The sequence below is a fragment of the Bacillus pretiosus genome, from assembly GCF_051294775.1.
Classification (GTDB): Bacteria; Bacillota; Bacilli; order Bacillales; family Bacillaceae_G; genus Bacillus_A; species Bacillus_A wiedmannii.
The window spans coordinates 192,341-208,953 of record NZ_JBPPHF010000006.1 but is presented as its reverse complement, the minus strand read 5'-3'; the positions used below and the strand labels follow the sequence as shown (position 1 = coordinate 208,953).

Here is a 16,613-nt window from a genome sequence, read left to right as displayed (position 1 = left end):
ACTTCTAGAGAAAATAAAGCAATCAGACCATGAATAGCAAATGAAATGAGATTGGCTAACAAATGACCGGTAATGATTTACGGTAACATTACCGGTTATTTTAAAAGTAATAGTTGTTTGAGTACATGAAGTAATTAGTTTAAACTAAGTTCGCTTTCGTTATGGGACAAGGTAGTTGTTTAATTATTATTGTTTGTGGGATGGAAATAAGGTTTGTAGTTTGTAGTTTGAACTTTAAAAATAGGGGGACTTGTGAAATGGGTATGAAGAAAAAACTTGGTATGGGTGTCATAACTGCAGCACTGGGCTTATCTTTAATTGGCGGGGGAACATATGCGTATTTTAGTGATAAGGAAGTATCACAAAACACGTTTGCAGCAGGTACTTTAGATTTGAGTGTAAATCCTGAAGTTGTTATTAATGTCGACAATCTGAAACCAGGTGATGAAATGGAGCGCGGTTTTCAATTAGTTAACAAAGGAACCTTAGCAATAGGAGATGTGAAACTCCTGACAGATTACAGTGTAATCGATGCAAAAGGGGATAATGGAAATGCTGATTTTGGTGATCATATCCGTGTTGATTTCTTGTGGAATTTGGATAAAAATGAGGTTCCAATTTGGTCTACTACATTATCTGAATTAAAGGTAGATACGCAAAATGGAAGTATTCCTGACCTTGTAAAGAAAGGTATTGTAGATCGAGAAGGAAATGGACTTGCTCCTGGTGATGATGACACATTTTATGTAATGTTCACATTTGTAGATAGTGGTGAAGACCAAAATGTATTTCAGGGAGATGCATTGAAATTAAATTGGACGTTTAATTCCATGCAAACAAGCGGTGAAGAAAAGTAAGTGTGATAATTTGTATACTGTATGTTTAAAACTGTAACACGAAGCATAAGATGGCCGTTTTGATCAGCTTATGCTTCTAATATGTATACAACAAAAATAACAACTAGCCCCTCGTAAGAGGTACTAGTTGACGTGAAATTCGAAAGAGAAAGTTAAAAGTTTTTAGTTTCTTGCTCAATTAAAGCCCCAATTAGTTTAATAAACATAATTAAAATTGCAAACTAAATCCTTTGAATTTATGAATTCCAGTTCCGAATCTTACTTGATCTTTTTCTTTAAGTTCCTCAACTGCATTTCCCACTTCTTGTAAAAGGCTTGCATCAAGACCTATTGTATTATGTCCTCCATAAATCTTCGTAACATTGGGGATTTTGGATATTTTCTTTAACGATTGCGTTAAATCCATAGGGTTAGTCGTAGGGAAAAAAGCATACACTGGAGTCTCATCATAAAGCAAATCACCTGTAAATAAATAACCTTTACTATTATCTAAAATTGAAATATGTCCCGGAGAATGTCCTGGAGTATGGTAGATAGTCAATTTTCTATTGCCTATCTCTATTTCATCACCGTCATTTAACAAACCTGTAGGATTACCCTGAAAGGGTTTATAGGTGTCTGGATTAAACGTTTTTGGTGTAGGAATTGTAATATCACGACTTACATCTTTTCTGATTTGTTCGATAGAAAGTTTCTTAATACCATTGACTAGCCAGTCTTCTTCATCCTTATGTACATAAATATTCTTAAATTCACCATGACTTCCAATATGATCCCAATGGACGTGTGTTGTTAAAACAATAATCGGTAAATTTGTAAGCTGGTCTGTAATCCTTTTTATGTTATCAATCCCAAGACCCGTATCAATTAATGCAGCTTTCTCCTCACCGATTAATAAATAAGAGTGAACTTGTTCCCAATGTCCATACTCACTAATAGCGAAAGTTGTATTATCTATTTGATTTACTGTAAACCATGAGTCTTTAATTTTAACCATTTACTAAATTCCCCTTTCTAAACTCTCATACCAACAATTTTCTCTATTAACTTACTTGAAACCTTCTACTGTCATTCTTGAACTAAAATGCCATTTGGTTGAATAAGGAACAGTGTATATCCTATACATGTTCGGTTAACGTAACGTCTCATTATCAGAAGTTCTCCTTATCAACAATCCCCGAATAATTAATATTCGTGAAACATCCTATTCACCTACGTATGCAGTTTCTTATTCATTCCATTATATCAGTGGTTAAAAGCAATCATTATCTTTATTTCCTTTACTCCATATGTATAAAATTTCGCATAAAATAATGGCCAGTTTATAGGTTAATAATTAACACAAGACCAACTTATGGGTAAAGCTCCTCATAAATATATGGGTTAGAAAACTGATGCCGATTTCCCTTTTAAAATACATCTTAAGATATATTTTACGATGTATTTTGTTGTATGTTGGAGAGTATAGGAATATTAAATAATTGTCCTGCCTTTGAGATACCTTGAGGGGATTTTTCTCGTAATGTGGAAGAAAAACAGTTTTGGGAGGTGCTGAATTATATACTATATTCATTGGCAAGGGAGAGAAAAGAAGTAAAAAATCATGAATGAAAAGGAGGGGGATATATTATGTTACGACAAATGAACCTTTTGTATATGTGAAGTAGAAAAAGTAAAAAATAACCTGTAAAGGGCGGTTGAAAATCGGTCTTACTATTTATTTTTTAATGCTCTTTTTAAGAGTTCAATTATTTGTTCTAGCCATTCTATAGGAGTAAGGTTTAAAGCAGGAAAATAAATTTCGGTATTATATATGATGAATTCTTCTTTTTCATGAACGGATAAACCACTTTGTAGGAATGCTGTAATGTCTTCAATAGTATTCTCTAAACATATATTAGTAACTTCAGTGATAAATTCGTTTATGGCAAATTGGAGTGATTCAATATCTTGATGGAAAGTTCCTGCTAAAAAATCACCTAATTCTTCATATTGTATGTAATTATCTTTCATGTAAACTCACCTATATCTTTCTGGATATCCTGTACTCAAAAAACTACCATTTTATGAGTATCTATTTCTAAATGATTTATTTCCATCCATTTAATATTTTTGGTTCTGGTGCAAAAACTTAAGGACAATTGCAATGAATCTATAAATCTTGGACATACTGTTACTATTACTTTAAAAAGGGTGCGTAATTGTTATGGAAAAGGAAAATGTATTCAAATGGAAGCATTATCAGCCTGATATTATTTTGTTAACGGTAAGATGGTACCTACGGTACAAACTCAGTTTTCGTAATTTGGTGGAAATGCTAGAAGAACGGGGTTTATCCATTTCTCATACAACGATTATGCGTTGGGTTGATCAGTATGGTCCTGAATTGGACAAACGAATCCGCCGTCACCTCAAACAAACAAATGACTCTTGGAGAGTCGATGAAAAATATATCAAAGTAAAAGGTCAATGGATGTATCTGTATCGTGCTGTTGATTCGAAAGGAAACACAATTGATTTTTTCCTAAACAAAACAAGAGACCAGAAGGCTGCAAAGCGCTTTTTCAAGAAAGCTTTGCGGTCTTTTCATGTTTCAAAGCCACGTGTGATAACAGTCGATAAGAATCCAGCTTATCCGATAGCAATTGAACAGTTGAAAAAAGAAAAAAGCATACCTGATGGTATGCAACTTAGACAACAAAAGTACTTGAATAACATAGTAGAACAAGATCATCGCTTTATAAAGAAGCGAATCCGTTCTATGCTAGGGTTCAAATATTTTGACACAGCTAAATCCATTCTTTCTGGAGTAGAAGCCATGCATATGATTAAAAAAGAACAGCTTGATTTACGGAACCAGTCTGTCCAAAATCAGAAAGAATTCATCCATCAATTGATTGGACTTGCAGCATAAGATACGATTCTATTAGGAATATATGCGCGTTATTCTCTTTTATTTTATTTTTGCACCAGAACCTAAGGCAGTTTGTTTTTGAAGAAAACCCTTGATGTTTGCATGTGGCTAAAAATGTGAAGGTTACAATTACTGCTCTGTCAGATAGTGAAGTGCTTGTTCAAAAAACAGATAATGATCAAGAATTTGTGTCTAAGTTGTATACTCCAAATGAGTGTCAGAGTGTTGTAGCTGGAGATGGAGTATGGGAGGAAACAGCGCAGCGTGTTATTCGTACAATTTTTGACTATAATAATGCGGTATATTCTAATATGGTAGTAGGAGAAGTTATTTCTTATCCAGGGCGATGGTCCAGTTATCCACCACATCACCATGACCAGTCGGAGGTATATTATTATCGCTTTAACAAGCCACAGGGGTTTGGATGTGCAATGATAGGTGAGGATGCTTATCGCGTTGTACATAATAGCTTTATTACAATTCCAGGTGAACTAGACCACCCGCAAGCAACGGCACCTGGATATGCAATGTATTTTTGTTGGATGATTCGACATCTAGAGAATAAACCATGGAATGATCGTATCATGGAGGAAGAACACAACTGGTTATTAGAACCAAATGCGAAAATTTGGCCAGAAAAAGAATAGATGAAAATAAATACGAGCACTCCTATTTATAGTGATAGGGTGCTCGTTTTTCTATTTATGCGCAGAAAGGAAAATCCTTCTTACTGTTACCGTCGGGCTATCGTCCTGCACACATTTGAAGAAGGAGAATACTTTCAGTAAGTATGTAGAAATAATCCTTCATTTTGGCGTTTGCTTCTGACCTGATAATTATTTTTTTATGGGGAAAAAATTAGTTTACTGGTTATTAAGTTTTTTCTTTGTAATTTATTTGTTGTTTGTTGTTCTATCTACATCTGAAATGGGTGAGTCTGTGCTGTATAGGTCTTGGTTACTATCTTTATTACTATCTTTATTGCTAGCATTATTGTTATTGTTTGAATTATGTTTCACTTGAGATGATGTTTTTAGCATTTGTTCTTGTTCCTTACTAGGGGTATTCAGGGCATCCGATAGGACGCGATTAATCTGTTCGCTTAATAGATTTTCTTTGTCCATATTATACAGCTCCTTTTTGGAATGAGATAAAAAACAGTGGAATTATTAATAGACACTCCGATATTTTGTGTCTTTGAAAGGAATTATATACAAACTTATATTGCAAAGTTAACTAATAAAAAAATGTTAGTGGTGAATAAAGAGGTACAGAATTGAAATTCGAAAATGTGGTTCTTCTATCTAATAAGATATGATTTGATATTTTCTTAGTTTTGGTTATGTAAGTTTATATACTTAAAGTAAAGGGCTTAATTCATTTAAGGGGGATGATAATTTGGAGGTATTTAACTCAGCTGCTCCTGCACAAACAAAAAATGAAGATTTACCATTTGATATTTCTTGGATGACCGATTGGATTGTAGATTGGTTTGGTTCTTTGTTTAATGGTGGCAGTGATGTAATAAAAGATGGGGGAGATAAAATAGATGGTGCAGTCCATGCGAGTGTGCCTGCATTCTTTGATGTTATTTTCCTTATTCTTTCTGTAGTAATTTTAATATCATTATTAGTTTTTGGAGCTTCTTTACGGTTTAAACATATAAAGTGGAAAAAAAGATCTATATATTTTGGAGTAGGGTCATTCATTCTCATACTATTAATAAGGATTCTACCGGTGTTAATGTTGACAACACATTCTTTTGATTTTCAAACTTTTATGAGTAATATGGTGGGTTTAATCACTTCTATAATTTTAGGGACAGCTGTATTAATGTTTTTAATATCTCTAGCCCTAGGTATGCTTTATAAGAAATTTGAACATCTGAAATATGGGAAATGGAGTTCGAGTTTGAGATATAGCTCAATTTTTATTTTCGTAATGACATTGATAGTACCGGCCTTGCTGCGCCATTTATAATCTGTGTTTATCTAGGGGAAGGAGGGAATAGTGCAGATAATTTCTATTATTTCTCTGTGTAATTATACTAGCACTTGTTCTCCTCTAATTTTCTGAATTAAGTCTTGGACATTAAAAGGAATTTTGTTGTACGAAGTTTTGGCAAAGGGGGGAGAGTTGCTAGTGACTACTTTTGTTGTCATGGTGAGTATATTCTTAATTCTGTTCGTAATTGGTCCTAAAGCGACTAAGAATAAAGAAGAAAGAGATAAAATTGAAAAAGAACATAAAGAGAAAATGGAGGCTTTAGAGGAAGAAAAAATCGACTTAGATATTAATGGGACTAAAGTACGGTTACACAAGAAGCCTAAGCTAAAGAACAGTATCTATAGAATAAAGAGTGACAGATAAATTCTTAATAGGATCATCAGTTTCAAACATAGTTATTAAGTTTTAGTACAATCAAAAAGCAAGGTTTTGGTGGGGGCAAGTTAAATACTTATAGACAACTAGCTTAACTATAAGGGCAAAATGGGATAATGGACAACAAGTTATTTAGACTCTATGGAAGCAGCAATTGATGACCTTATAAGAGAAGGCATATCTGGTTTTATATTATTGGATAATCCTAATGAAGAAGGAGGTATTCAAGAAGTAGAATTCATTAAAATCATTAAAGATGAATAAGGAAAGGCTATTGCTTCTGAAGTGATAAGTAATAAAAAGCTGAAAAACTTGAAGTGAACCCCGAAAACGGGGCACCAATCAAAACACCTAAACCACTTGTTCCCTAAATTCTTTAGGGGATAGGTGGTTTAATTTTTCTTGAATTCGCACACAATTGTAGTAATGAATGTATTCTAGCACAATCTTTCGCACAGTTGTGTTGGATACTTTTGTTATCTTTTGTGAATAGAAAGCTTCACTTTTTAAATGACCAAGAAGCTTTCCATGACGGCATTATCATGGCAATTTCCTCTCCGGGACATGCTGGTGATAATGCCGTTTTCTTTGGCATACGATTGAAATTCTTTTGCTGTATAAATACTTCCTTGATCCGAGTGAAGAAGGGCATCTTTTACTTTTCGCCCTCTCATTGCTTGTTTCAATGTTTTCATCGCTAATGTCAGTGTTTGTGATTCGCTGATGACACAACTAATAATTTCACGATTAAAGGCATCCATGATCGTTGATAAATACAAGGTACGCTCTCCAATCGATGAGGGGCTACCATTGGTTCCGTACCATTGATATATTTCTTTTTCTTTCGACGTACTTTTGAAAGAATGTGATTTTGTCTCATGATTCGTAATACTTTTTTATGATTGACACACAGTCCCATTTTTCGAAGAGTAGCGGTCACTCTTCGATATCCATACCGGAATTTATGCCTAAGACAGACGTCCTTTACTTTTTCTTCTATTCAAAATGGTTTTTACTATATCATCTTTCAAATCTTCCGTTCGTTGTAACCAACGATAAAATGTAGAACGGGGTAATTCTAATACGTTACACAATTCTTTTACCGTTATTTTTGTTTTTACATTTCTCCATAAAGTAATTACAGTTTCTGGTTTCAGCCCCTTTCGATTTCCAGATACTTTCCCCATACAAGTAATTTTGTTTTAGATGTTTATTTTCTAAACGTAGCTGTTCTAATTCACTGAGCTCTTTTGGTCCTTTTCTATAAGAATATTGTTTTCCTACAGGTTGTTGAAAACGATACGTTTGATCTGTACGATACCATTTCATCCATGTCTTAATTTGGGAAACATTTTAATTCCAAGTTTCTCCATAATTGTACGATTTGAATAACCGTCTTTCTTCATTTCAATGACTTTCCACTTTGTTTCTTCTGGGTAATGAACTCTTGTCTTCAAACGAAAAACACCTCCATTGAAATTGCATACTTAGTATGCGAATTCAGGAGGTGCTTTTTTCAGGTACCACTATTCGGGTTCACTTCAGTTAAATCTCATTTCAAAATGGTTTTTACTATTTTTATGAAAGCTGGTTTCAAGGTACAGATATTAAAGTAAAAGATTATTTATTTGCGTCTGGCAATATCATCTGCTAGTTTAATCAATTCCTCCATAGTAATCTTTCCTCGTAACTTATCTTTTATGACTTTCTCCATTTCCTTTGTAACAGTTAATCCCTCAATTGCTAAGGTCGTCTTTGCTGCTTCAAAATCTTTTTGCAGCTCTTCCTCGCTAAGAACGCAATTCCAACGAAGAAGCCTATAAACATAAGTCCGCTGAATAGACCATGAATGTCATTGTATAGTTGATACTTACTATTTAATGCTTCAGACTTCGCGTTTTTATATTTATCTACCTGCAATTCGTCGAGTTTTTTCCATTCTCTTAAGTATGAATTATAAGCATCTGTTTTCCCGGCAAACACGATATAATAGTGAGGGATACCGCTACATGCCCATCAACTTAAGAAAAATAAATGTCCCAAAAAAGATAAAAGGAACAAATGAATTTACTCCTTTTTCACTTGAATTCCACATGACATTTAGTATCAATGATTCCAAAGGCAACTTTACATGGGAACGGATTTTTTCCTGTTGAAGCAGCATGCATACATGAAAGTACCCAATAATCCAATTCTAAAGGTAAACGGAATACTTGGATACTACTATCATCGTTTTTTACTGTTACGATTGGTGTATTTACTCTAGTTGTAGTGAAACCGTCAGTTGTTATCATTGCTACTGCATCATTATTATGAAAACCAGCGCTTAAAACCTCGTAAATTATTCCATCATTCTCATTGATAATCATAGGTATATTTAAATAGGGATAGTTATTTATATCATTATGAATAACTGTTCTTGCTGTATTCTTTCTTATCTGATTCCCTTGCATTTTATACACTCCTTTATAACAATCCAAACGTTTAAATCTATTCTATTTTACATCCAGTATATCCGAAAATTGTAGTGTCAACTTATTATAAAAAGCATCCGTGCATATGATAGCGCTATTTAACGGATCTATATCGATGATGGTCATATAGTTAGTAAGTAAATAGCCGCCTTCATAATATGTAATTAGTATTTCTTCTTCGGACAATAAGGAACATAAAAGCATGTTCTTAATCAGTTCTTTTTCTTCAGAGGTTAAAATGGGATATGCTACTTTATTTTTCTCTTTGATTATTTCACGAATTCCGGCGAATCGCGCCCATTTTACCATTCCTCGGCCTTGTTGCATATTAGCGTTGTTCATGCTTTGTGTCCCCCTAACAGTGTGTTTCTGTATCTTGCTGTTGCATTATTTGTATACGAAATTCCTCTTAATATGCTATTCTCTCCAAATTTTGTGCGTATTTCATTCGTTACTTTCGTTAGCTTTATTTCTTGTCCTCTTTGCGTGACATTATCAAAAAGTGAAATTTGTTCTTCTCCTTCTTGAAGTAGGTTTGTTAAGGATATGTTTGTGCTACGAATGGTTTCGTCAGTATATTGCTGATTTGAACTATCCCATTTTCACTTCCTTTAGAAGAAGGAATTCCTAAGTAAAGAGTTCTATCGAACTCTAATTTATTAGGCTAGTTCCACAGTCCTTGCGGTTAGAAGACTTATCGTTGCATTCTTTAGAAGGAGTCATCTTGGTTAAAATGATAAAAATGTGAAAATCGACATATAAGATGATCCTATTCAGTAGGATTAAATAATTGTACATTGTGATTCTTTTTAAAAACAAAAGAACATTCGTTCTTATTATACACGAACATTAGTTCTTTTATAAAGAGGTTTTAAAAATTTCTTAAAATAAAATTTTTTTATTAAGAAGAATATGTAACAAAGGGATAAAATCCCTAACAATAAAAAAAGGTAGTGGAGAGATAATGTTATTGATATAACATATTTAAGAGACATAACTTTAGGGATTTTTAAACGTTTTATGAGTTCAGGAGTTGGTAGATATGATTCATATAGATATTGATGTGTTGATTTATCAAAGAGTTCAACAGTTCTTTAGGTCCAAATTGTACATAAAGGAAAGATAATATTTTGTTCTGATAAAGAACAAAAGTTCAATTTTGAAATGCAGGCTTTAAAAATGTATTTAAAATTGAATGAGGAATAATAAATCAACGAAGCAACTTCCAGTGACTTCATAAAAAATGAACTAAGGGAAGTTCTATATATGTATGTCTAAAATACAGAATTTCACTTAAAAATTGTAACAAAGTGTCTTTTTATTTTCTCAACCGTTGAATTGCTATAGAACAAGGACTCTTCCTATAGCAATTCATGAGTTAAGAGGAGAGAAAAGTATGCAAATAATTAAAGTTAAATATTATAATAATATAGTTAAATAGGATCTCCATTTCATTAAGAAATGTGTATGTTCTGATTTGAAATTTAAGATGTATGAACCAGCCACTTGTATATTGAACGGTGTTGAAGTTAAGCAAGTAATGAAGGCCAAATTAACTTATAGGTGGAATCTACTTAAAATGAAGTTAAGTACATACATAAGTTATTTGACGTGCGTCATAACCTGTCATTAAATAGGCTTTATTGGGTCTATATTTCTAGCAAATGTTTTTTGCAACTGAACCTTTTTTAATTTGCTTCAAGCCAATTGTAAGAAGAAAAATGAAAAGTGGTTTCATGATTTTGTTGGTTTTCTATATTTTTCAGTTTTTTCACTTCGTTTTGACGCTTAAGAGTATTCTCTCTAATACGGTCTACAAGATTATTAGCGAAAAATGCGGGTTCGTATTCAATTACTTCGCCTTGGGATAAATACTTTTTGACGTTCATAGCATGTTTACCTATTGCATTTAATACATCTACCTTGTGGAATGTTGTAATTCCAGCTTCTGCAAGTGTTTTCTTCACAACATTAAGTGCCTTTAGATCGGGACAGATTCCAACTTGTTCAAGGATAGGGTTTAATAAGGCATAATTATTTTTTTGTAAAACAATATTATTTTTAAGTTCTTCTATTGGTTCTTCATCTATTTTTGATTTAGAAGATTTATTTGGGTTTGTATCATTCTCGTTGGGATAAATCTCACTAAGGTCAAGATAACTAGAATAAATATTATTAGGATGTACTTTTTCCTCCCCTGGGGGTGGAGTTTTCCCCTCACTAAGGGGTGTACTTTTTCTGTCACTAGGTACCGGAATTTCTCCTTCCCTAGTAATGGAATTTTTCTTATCTACTTTTTTCACACCGTATTTATCTATAGCAGTAGCTATACACTCTTCTAATGTTTTTAATGGTTCTTTCTTCTTTTTCTTACGCATCTTAACATGTTTGTAGTATTCTTTTTCACCTAGGAAATGTGCTAATGACGCTCCACTAGGATCGGGTTCATTCAAGTAGATTCGATTAGCGCCTCCATCTACTGATTCTGTGGACACAAGTTCTTCAGCTATAAGCTCTTCCATGAACTTCGTAACAGTTTTGTTTGAAATATTTAATGAGAATTCGATTTCTTGATTATCTAAAATACAATAAATATCACCTTTTTCATCTACGAAGGCAGGCGTGTCGTTTCCGTTATCAACTGAAATTTGTGTTGTATATATAGATAAATTAAATCGATCTCTTATTAACATGTATAGTAATTTCGCACCGATACTTAAATTCTCACGATATTGTTTTTTCCAAATGAAAACTTTAGGTAGTTTGTAGAACTCTTCGTTTGTTATATCCTTTATATTAATTCTCTTTTTTAACATAAAAAAAGCCTCCAGGTTCATTGGTAGTATAATAGTTTGCAAAGGGCAAAAGATTAAAAAAGTAAAGAACAGTATTGTTGTATTATTAAAGATTGTAGATTTTCATAATAGAATAAATACAAACTGAAATATTATTTTACGCATTCCAATTTAGGCTCAAAATGAAAATATAAGTGTTCTTACTTTTAAATTTTGTCCTAGGCTCGATGTGGCGAACATCGCAGCCTGTTTTTTAGGTTAATTTTCATAAAATATTTCAAAAAAAGGTATTGACAAATCAAATTCAACGATGTTTGTTTTTCTTGGTTTTATCATACAAGGGACAAATAGCGATTGCAATCACCTTTTTTACAATTACTAACTTTAGTTATTTAATGACAAAAATGTTATTTTCACTAAAAAACAATATTAACTTTGTTAATCTAGTGTTTATTCAACAAAATAGGATATATTTTCATTTGTTACATGAATGAAATATGTCGATAATGTCATTTATCTGAAAGATAGGAAAATTAAGCGAGATATGGTTTTTGTAATTAAGTAGGGGCTAAAGCTCCTACTTTTTTGTGTTTTTAAAGTTTGTAATTTTTTTCTGAAATGAAGTGGTGCTTTTGATAAAATTACTAGCATTTTTTAAATCAAGTGTTTATGTTACCTATATTAAGAAAGCATTAGGAGGAATTATTTTTGAAAAGCCTTAATATTACTATTTATACAATTAACAGTGCGGAAGGAGAAAGGGTTGCAGAAAAATTGGCCAAGTACGATTTAATAGCGACAAATAAACACATTGTACGAGATCGTTTTACTTTTACTGAGTTCAAAGCTTTGTTAGCGTTAACAGACAACGGTTTAGATGACTTATTAACTCAACGTGGTAGTACAATTGATTTTCTTACTGAACAAGGGATTGATCTTGATGACTTAACGTTACGTGAAGCATACAATGTCATTCTTCAAAATCCAAAGTTGCTAAAAACAACTATCTTGACAGACTGGAACAGGATTGCATTTGGGCTAAACGGTACGAAGATGTTCCTTCCACGACATTTAAGAAAGCAAGAACAACGGAAGATGTACTTAAAACCAGAAGCGCAAATCGAGTACGAGAAAGCTAGTTGAATATAAAAGTTGCTAATCATGTGTAGCAATTTGAAAATGATTTTTACTTAACTAAAATCTTTTAGTGTATTCCTAATACTACTAGTAGGGTTAAAGATATAATTAATTACCTTGTTAGTTATACAACATTACATACATTAAGAATTCATAAGGGACAAGTTAAGTGTGAAAATTAGTATGGCGAATTCTTGAAGAATATACCAAATTTTTAGAAACAATTGCAATATTGTTTTGCATTGTATTGTCAATAAAGATTTTAACCAATCCTTAGTATGTGAAAGTTTTCTAATTATCTATACAGAATTGAAGTCATTACCTAATAGGAATGTTCTATTAGGTCTTTATTATTGATAGGGTAAGCTGAATGAGTTACGAACGGATGTTAGAAAATATTTCAATGGTAAAAGAACATATGGTACTCCGGGACATATTATGTGTAGTAACGAACTTGCTGTGATTGAGGGATTGACTAATGTAGTAAGTAGACTGTAATTACATACTTGATTATTAAGGCATATTTAGTATTTGTCCGCAATTTTCAATGCATATTTGAAGTTATTAATCGGAGTAATAGATCGTAAAGGTCCTGTTTTGATTGGATGAGAATGAACTTATCGAATCAGCGATCTTTTTTTAATATTTTTAGTGGATTCTACTGTATGCCTCTATAAAAATATAATCTAATCTATTGAAAAAACAAAAAACTATGTGATAAAGGATTTTTTAAATGACAAATATACTAAAAGAAATTTATGTGAATAACGAACTAGATGTACTAGTAGACACTAATACGGAGGTGTTAGAAGCAGCAAAACTAATGAAGAGACTACAATCTCATATTAGCGAATTCTCCTACAATTTACAATCTAGTGGAATGCAGGAGAAGGAAATTGTTTGTGGTGGGCAGATTCAGAGTATTGTAAACATGAATAATCTAAGTGATACTGCGAGTGCTAATATTGTTTATGTAACACTTAATGATGGTTTTGGTGAGCTACTAATTGTAGTACCAATATCTTTATGGCAGAAACTCAGTGCTAAAAAAGATGATGTTGTAATTGCAAGTGGGAAAATGTTTGCCTTAAAAAGAGATTGTAAATTCAAATCAAGGGCAAATACAGATATTATTGTTTCACATGGATTTGAACCTTTTCGTGTGTTAGTGAGAGAAATTAAATTATTACCAGAATAAATCGTTGGATAACGTCTTATTGATTTAATGAAAATTACAAGTGTACAATTTTCTTCTGACCTATTGACTTTTTGTTCTCAAATGGTTTTGTTTGTACATGCAAAAAAATATAACGTCGAATCCTCTTAAAGCGACTCAAAATAAGAGGTAAGATGAGGTGGGCTGATGCACTTCATAAAATACAGTCTGTAGTCTTAAAGAATTCAAAAGGAATATGAACAGATTGACAACAGAAGAATTAAGGTAGTGTTCTGGATGCAGTACCAGATGTAGTTGTTCCTCACGTATCTGGTTTTCTAGTTAGAGGAATTATACATTAGATTGCATTACATTAAAAACAAAAGAAGATTTCTTAAACACTAATGAACACCTCTTAACTAGAGTGGATTTTCATATTTTTGAAATTGCAGATAGCGAACGCTATATAAATCGAGTAACAAATAACTAAGCAAACTAAGACAATACAGGAGGATTTTAACTATGCAAAAAACATTAGCTAAAGAATACATTGAATCTGTAGCAAAGGCTTTATTAGAAACATCTCCAAGAGAGGTAATAGAATTTAAAACAGTATTAAATTCACACCCACAAGGTAATGAAACTCATGCAGGGATAAACGAAGTAATTTCTCGTATTTTCACTGATCCATTATTGACAGAACTCTTATCTATTGTAGGAATTGAATCTGAAGAGAAAACAATACAAGAACCAATTCTTGCTAGCTTATTAGCTTCTCAAATTTCAACTCAACAACTTTCTAAACAAATTCGTGAACAAGTAGCGAAAGTAGATATGGATTCTTCAGTAATGATTCCTTACATGAAATTAGAACCAAAGGCTAATCTTGCAGCTTTCATCAAGGAACAAGCTGCTTTCAAAAAACTTGTAGAAGATATAAAGGCTCAATCCGAAGTGAATACCAAAGAAGATTTTGCTGCAAATATTAAAAATCAAGTAGAACAACAAAGACCTGCTAAGACTACTGAGGGAAAAATAAAAAGTATCCTTGATGAAGTTGTTAACGAAATTATTGAAGACGGAGCTGCTAGTCAAACAGTTTGCTTAGACCCTAGTGGAATTAAGGTTTACGAAATTCTATTTTCTTCTGCTTTCTATAAAAAGGCAAATATGTTAGGTTTTAAAGAGTCTGTAGAGTACAAGCACGAATACACAGCATATATCCTAAGTGAACTTGCTACTTATTTAGTTGAAGAAAAAGGCTTTAAACTATCCTTTGAGGTGGTAGAAGATAAGGTAGTAGCAGGTTTAGCTTAATAGCCTGGTATTAAAGAGAATATAGGATGGAAAAGGCTACCCTTGTTTTCTGGAAATAGTGTAGTAGACAAATGGTAAAAACAGTGCGGTACAGAAAAAAATAGACATATCAGTTCTCTTCATTTAGGAGCACTCAATAAAGTAGATTAAGTTTAACCTTGAACTAAACATAGGAAGTGGTTAATTTAGTCGTGCATTTTAATCTATACGGAGGTGTACGACTATGGCCATTCCAGTTATACAAAATCTTGTGGCTGCAAGTAAATATCCAATCAAAGCTCCTTATTCTATGAACGCAGAGTATATTACAGTGCATAATACGTATAATGATGCTCCTGCAAAAAATGAAATAAATTATATGATTGGAAATAACAATGAGGTTTCATTTCATTTTGCAGTAGATGATATTGAAGTTATTCAGGGTATTCCAGTTAATCGTAATGCTTGGCATTGTGGAGATGGCGGTGGGAATGGAAACCGAAAATCTATCGGTGTTGAAATCTGTTACTCGTTGTCTGGTGGTCCAAGATACGAAAAAGCTGAAAGTTTAGCAATTAAATTCGTCGCTCAACTGTTACGAGAACGCGGATGGGGAATTGATCGTGTGCGTACTCATAAGAGTTGGACAGAGATTGGTGTTCGAAACGGTAATTCTAGAGCAGTTAAGAATTGCCCACACCGTATCTTAGATGAAGGGCGCTGGAATAGTTTCTTAGCAGCAGTACAAGCTGAACTTACTGGTACGGGTGCAACTATAGCACCACCAGTAACTCAACCCCCATCTTCAGATGGTATTGGTGTTGTTGAGATTCTTGTTCCAGAACTTAATGTAAGGGAATTTGCTAGCTTTGATTCACGAGTTGTTAAGACAGTGAAAAAAGGTGAAATGTATCAAACTTGGGGACTATCTAATGGTCTATACAATGTTGGAGGAAACCAGTGGGTGTCAGCAGGTCCTGCTTATGTTAAGTTTACTCCTGCAGGAAGTTCTAATGGAAATCCAGAAAATTTAGCGGGAAAACGTGATCCAATTGGGAAAATTACAACTACTGCAAATCTAAACGTTCGTACACAATCTTCTACAGATGGGGATATTATTCGTACTATCCCTAATGGAGAAACGTGGAATATCTACGATATTAGTGATGGATGGGCGAGAGTGCATGATGGTTGGGTTTCTCTATCTTATGCAAATCTAACAAGATATTAATTTCCAAAAAGTAGGCACATGTTGTGTCTGCTTTTTTATTTAGATAATTTAAAAGTTATTATTGAATTTATTTGATCATAGGGTTTTATTAATAATCTAGCAAATATATTTAAAATTAAATTAATAGATTTTAGGATGGTCTTCGCTGTGAGGAAGAAGACCCTAGTATTCAATACTAGATTAGGGGAGTGGTAGGGGCCCTTAATTTAAATATAAAAAGTAAATACCGGAAAATAAAAGAGAAGTACTTATGATTTTAAATATTATTTCTTCTTCGCTTAGCTGTTAGAGCGCTTATCTTACACACATAGAGTTACAGGTTCAAGTTTGTCATTTTAAAAAATTATAGTTCTATAGCTCTGCATAACCTA

Annotated in this window: 16 protein-coding genes and 4 pseudogenes; 10 read left to right on the top strand and 10 right to left on the bottom strand. The window is 32.9% G+C overall.

The window, feature by feature from the left end; genetic code table 11:
- Nucleotides 1-257: 257 nt before the first annotated feature.
- Nucleotides 258-857, top strand: a complete 600-nt coding sequence (locus ACSG5Z_RS25320; RefSeq protein WP_435712469.1) for a TasA family protein — start codon at nt 258-260, stop codon at nt 855-857.
- Between the two features lie 208 nt (nt 858-1,065).
- On the opposite strand, the gene ACSG5Z_RS25315 is transcribed toward ACSG5Z_RS25320, so the two are convergent.
- Nucleotides 1,066-1,854: an MBL fold metallo-hydrolase gene (locus tag ACSG5Z_RS25315; RefSeq protein ID WP_215559144.1), complete on the bottom strand. Its 789-nt coding sequence runs from the start codon at nt 1,852-1,854 to the stop codon at nt 1,066-1,068.
- 716 nt (nt 1,855-2,570) lie between these two features.
- Nucleotides 2,571-2,870, bottom strand: coding sequence for a contact-dependent growth inhibition system immunity protein (locus tag ACSG5Z_RS25310; RefSeq protein WP_431145041.1), 300 nt, complete (start codon nt 2,868-2,870; stop codon nt 2,571-2,573).
- A gap of 193 nt (nt 2,871-3,063) precedes the next feature.
- Between ACSG5Z_RS25310 and ACSG5Z_RS25305 the strand changes: the two genes are divergently transcribed.
- On the top strand, nt 3,064-3,771 hold the full coding sequence (locus ACSG5Z_RS25305) for an IS6 family transposase (RefSeq protein WP_435712468.1): 708 nt from the start codon (nt 3,064-3,066) through the stop codon (nt 3,769-3,771).
- Nucleotides 3,772-3,836: 65 nt separating this feature from the next.
- A pseudogene (locus tag ACSG5Z_RS25300) lies at nt 3,837-4,418 on the top strand (5-deoxy-glucuronate isomerase); the annotation flags it as partial.
- 246 nt (nt 4,419-4,664) lie between these two features.
- Here the strand turns inward: ACSG5Z_RS25300 and ACSG5Z_RS25295 are convergent.
- Entirely contained in the window at nt 4,665-4,895 is a 231-nt protein-coding gene (locus tag ACSG5Z_RS25295) for a hypothetical protein (RefSeq protein WP_435712467.1), read from the bottom strand.
- 274 nt (nt 4,896-5,169) lie between these two features.
- Between ACSG5Z_RS25295 and ACSG5Z_RS25290 the strand changes: the two genes are divergently transcribed.
- From ACSG5Z_RS25290 to ACSG5Z_RS25280, 3 genes are all read left to right on the top strand, one after another.
- Nucleotides 5,170-5,751: a hypothetical protein gene (locus ACSG5Z_RS25290; protein WP_435712466.1), complete on the top strand. Its 582-nt coding sequence runs from the start codon at nt 5,170-5,172 to the stop codon at nt 5,749-5,751.
- A 162-nt stretch (nt 5,752-5,913) separates the two neighbouring features.
- Nucleotides 5,914-6,141: a hypothetical protein gene (locus ACSG5Z_RS25285; protein WP_435712487.1), complete on the top strand. Its 228-nt coding sequence runs from the start codon at nt 5,914-5,916 to the stop codon at nt 6,139-6,141.
- A gap of 153 nt (nt 6,142-6,294) precedes the next feature.
- On the top strand, nt 6,295-6,417 hold the full coding sequence (locus ACSG5Z_RS25280; RefSeq protein WP_257146665.1) for a hypothetical protein: 123 nt from the start codon (nt 6,295-6,297) through the stop codon (nt 6,415-6,417).
- An 87-nt stretch (nt 6,418-6,504) separates the two neighbouring features.
- On the opposite strand, the pseudogene ACSG5Z_RS25275 reads toward ACSG5Z_RS25280, so the two are convergent.
- The 7 genes and pseudogenes from ACSG5Z_RS25275 to ACSG5Z_RS25245 all read right to left on the bottom strand — a co-directional run bounded on the left by ACSG5Z_RS25275 (nt 6,505) and on the right by ACSG5Z_RS25245 (nt 11,443).
- Nucleotides 6,505-7,610 (bottom strand): annotated as a pseudogene (locus tag ACSG5Z_RS25275) (IS3 family transposase).
- A 167-nt stretch (nt 7,611-7,777) separates the two neighbouring features.
- Nucleotides 7,778-7,933, bottom strand: coding sequence for an antitoxin VbhA family protein (locus tag ACSG5Z_RS25270; protein ID WP_435712486.1), 156 nt, complete (start codon nt 7,931-7,933; stop codon nt 7,778-7,780).
- 8 nt (nt 7,934-7,941) lie between these two features.
- A pseudogene (locus tag ACSG5Z_RS25265) lies at nt 7,942-8,136 on the bottom strand (ABC transporter permease); the annotation flags it as partial.
- A 95-nt stretch (nt 8,137-8,231) separates the two neighbouring features.
- On the bottom strand, nt 8,232-8,606 hold the full coding sequence (locus ACSG5Z_RS25260) for a hypothetical protein (protein ID WP_435712465.1): 375 nt from the start codon (nt 8,604-8,606) through the stop codon (nt 8,232-8,234).
- Nucleotides 8,607-8,648: 42 nt separating this feature from the next.
- Nucleotides 8,649-8,969: a YolD-like family protein gene (locus ACSG5Z_RS25255; RefSeq protein WP_327988448.1), complete on the bottom strand. Its 321-nt coding sequence runs from the start codon at nt 8,967-8,969 to the stop codon at nt 8,649-8,651.
- Nucleotides 8,966-9,214 (bottom strand): annotated as a pseudogene (locus tag ACSG5Z_RS25250) (Y-family DNA polymerase); the annotation flags it as partial. The gene ACSG5Z_RS25255 and the pseudogene ACSG5Z_RS25250, both read right to left, overlap by 4 nt.
- A 1,101-nt stretch (nt 9,215-10,315) precedes the next feature.
- A complete protein-coding gene (locus tag ACSG5Z_RS25245; RefSeq protein ID WP_435712464.1) occupies nt 10,316-11,443 on the bottom strand; it encodes a replication initiator protein A in 1,128 nt (375 codons plus the stop codon).
- Nucleotides 11,444-12,130: 687 nt separating this feature from the next.
- On the opposite strand from ACSG5Z_RS25245, the gene ACSG5Z_RS25240 reads away from it, so the two are divergent.
- The 4 genes from ACSG5Z_RS25240 (at nt 12,131) to ACSG5Z_RS25225 (ending at nt 16,242) form a co-directional block, all read left to right on the top strand.
- On the top strand, nt 12,131-12,565 hold the full coding sequence (locus tag ACSG5Z_RS25240) for an ArsC/Spx/MgsR family protein (RefSeq protein WP_435712463.1): 435 nt from the start codon (nt 12,131-12,133) through the stop codon (nt 12,563-12,565).
- A gap of 727 nt (nt 12,566-13,292) precedes the next feature.
- A complete protein-coding gene (locus tag ACSG5Z_RS25235; RefSeq protein ID WP_435712462.1) occupies nt 13,293-13,757 on the top strand; it encodes a DNA-binding protein in 465 nt (154 codons plus the stop codon).
- A gap of 480 nt (nt 13,758-14,237) precedes the next feature.
- Complete coding sequence (locus ACSG5Z_RS25230; RefSeq protein WP_435712461.1) at nt 14,238-15,032, top strand: hypothetical protein; 795 nt, start codon at nt 14,238-14,240, stop codon at nt 15,030-15,032.
- Between the two features lie 223 nt (nt 15,033-15,255).
- Nucleotides 15,256-16,242 carry an N-acetylmuramoyl-L-alanine amidase gene (locus tag ACSG5Z_RS25225; RefSeq protein ID WP_435712460.1) on the top strand — a complete coding sequence of 329 codons (987 nt, stop codon included), beginning with the start codon at nt 15,256-15,258 and terminating at the stop codon, nt 16,240-16,242.
- Nucleotides 16,243-16,613: the final 371 nt, after the last annotated feature.

What these genes read in the sequence shown, in the direction of transcription:
- ACSG5Z_RS25320 (WP_435712469.1), top strand. Translation starts at nt 258, where the DNA reads ATGGGTATGAAGAAAAAACTTGGTATGGGTGTCATAACTGCAGCACTG.
- ACSG5Z_RS25315 (WP_215559144.1), bottom strand. Translation starts at nt 1,854, where the DNA reads ATGGTTAAAATTAAAGACTCATGGTTTACAGTAAATCAAATAGATAAT.
- ACSG5Z_RS25310 (WP_431145041.1), bottom strand. Translation starts at nt 2,870, where the DNA reads ATGAAAGATAATTACATACAATATGAAGAATTAGGTGATTTTTTAGCA.
- ACSG5Z_RS25305 (WP_435712468.1), top strand. Translation starts at nt 3,064, where the DNA reads ATGGAAAAGGAAAATGTATTCAAATGGAAGCATTATCAGCCTGATATT.
- ACSG5Z_RS25295 (WP_435712467.1), bottom strand. Translation starts at nt 4,895, where the DNA reads ATGGACAAAGAAAATCTATTAAGCGAACAGATTAATCGCGTCCTATCG.
- ACSG5Z_RS25280 (WP_257146665.1), top strand. Translation starts at nt 6,295, where the DNA reads ATGGAAGCAGCAATTGATGACCTTATAAGAGAAGGCATATCTGGTTTT.
- ACSG5Z_RS25260 (WP_435712465.1), bottom strand. Translation starts at nt 8,606, where the DNA reads ATGCAAGGGAATCAGATAAGAAAGAATACAGCAAGAACAGTTATTCAT.
- ACSG5Z_RS25255 (WP_327988448.1), bottom strand. Translation starts at nt 8,969, where the DNA reads ATGAACAACGCTAATATGCAACAAGGCCGAGGAATGGTAAAATGGGCG.
- ACSG5Z_RS25245 (WP_435712464.1), bottom strand. Translation starts at nt 11,443, where the DNA reads ATGTTAAAAAAGAGAATTAATATAAAGGATATAACAAACGAAGAGTTC.
- ACSG5Z_RS25235 (WP_435712462.1), top strand. Translation starts at nt 13,293, where the DNA reads ATGACAAATATACTAAAAGAAATTTATGTGAATAACGAACTAGATGTA.
- ACSG5Z_RS25230 (WP_435712461.1), top strand. Translation starts at nt 14,238, where the DNA reads ATGCAAAAAACATTAGCTAAAGAATACATTGAATCTGTAGCAAAGGCT.
- ACSG5Z_RS25225 (WP_435712460.1), top strand. Translation starts at nt 15,256, where the DNA reads ATGGCCATTCCAGTTATACAAAATCTTGTGGCTGCAAGTAAATATCCA.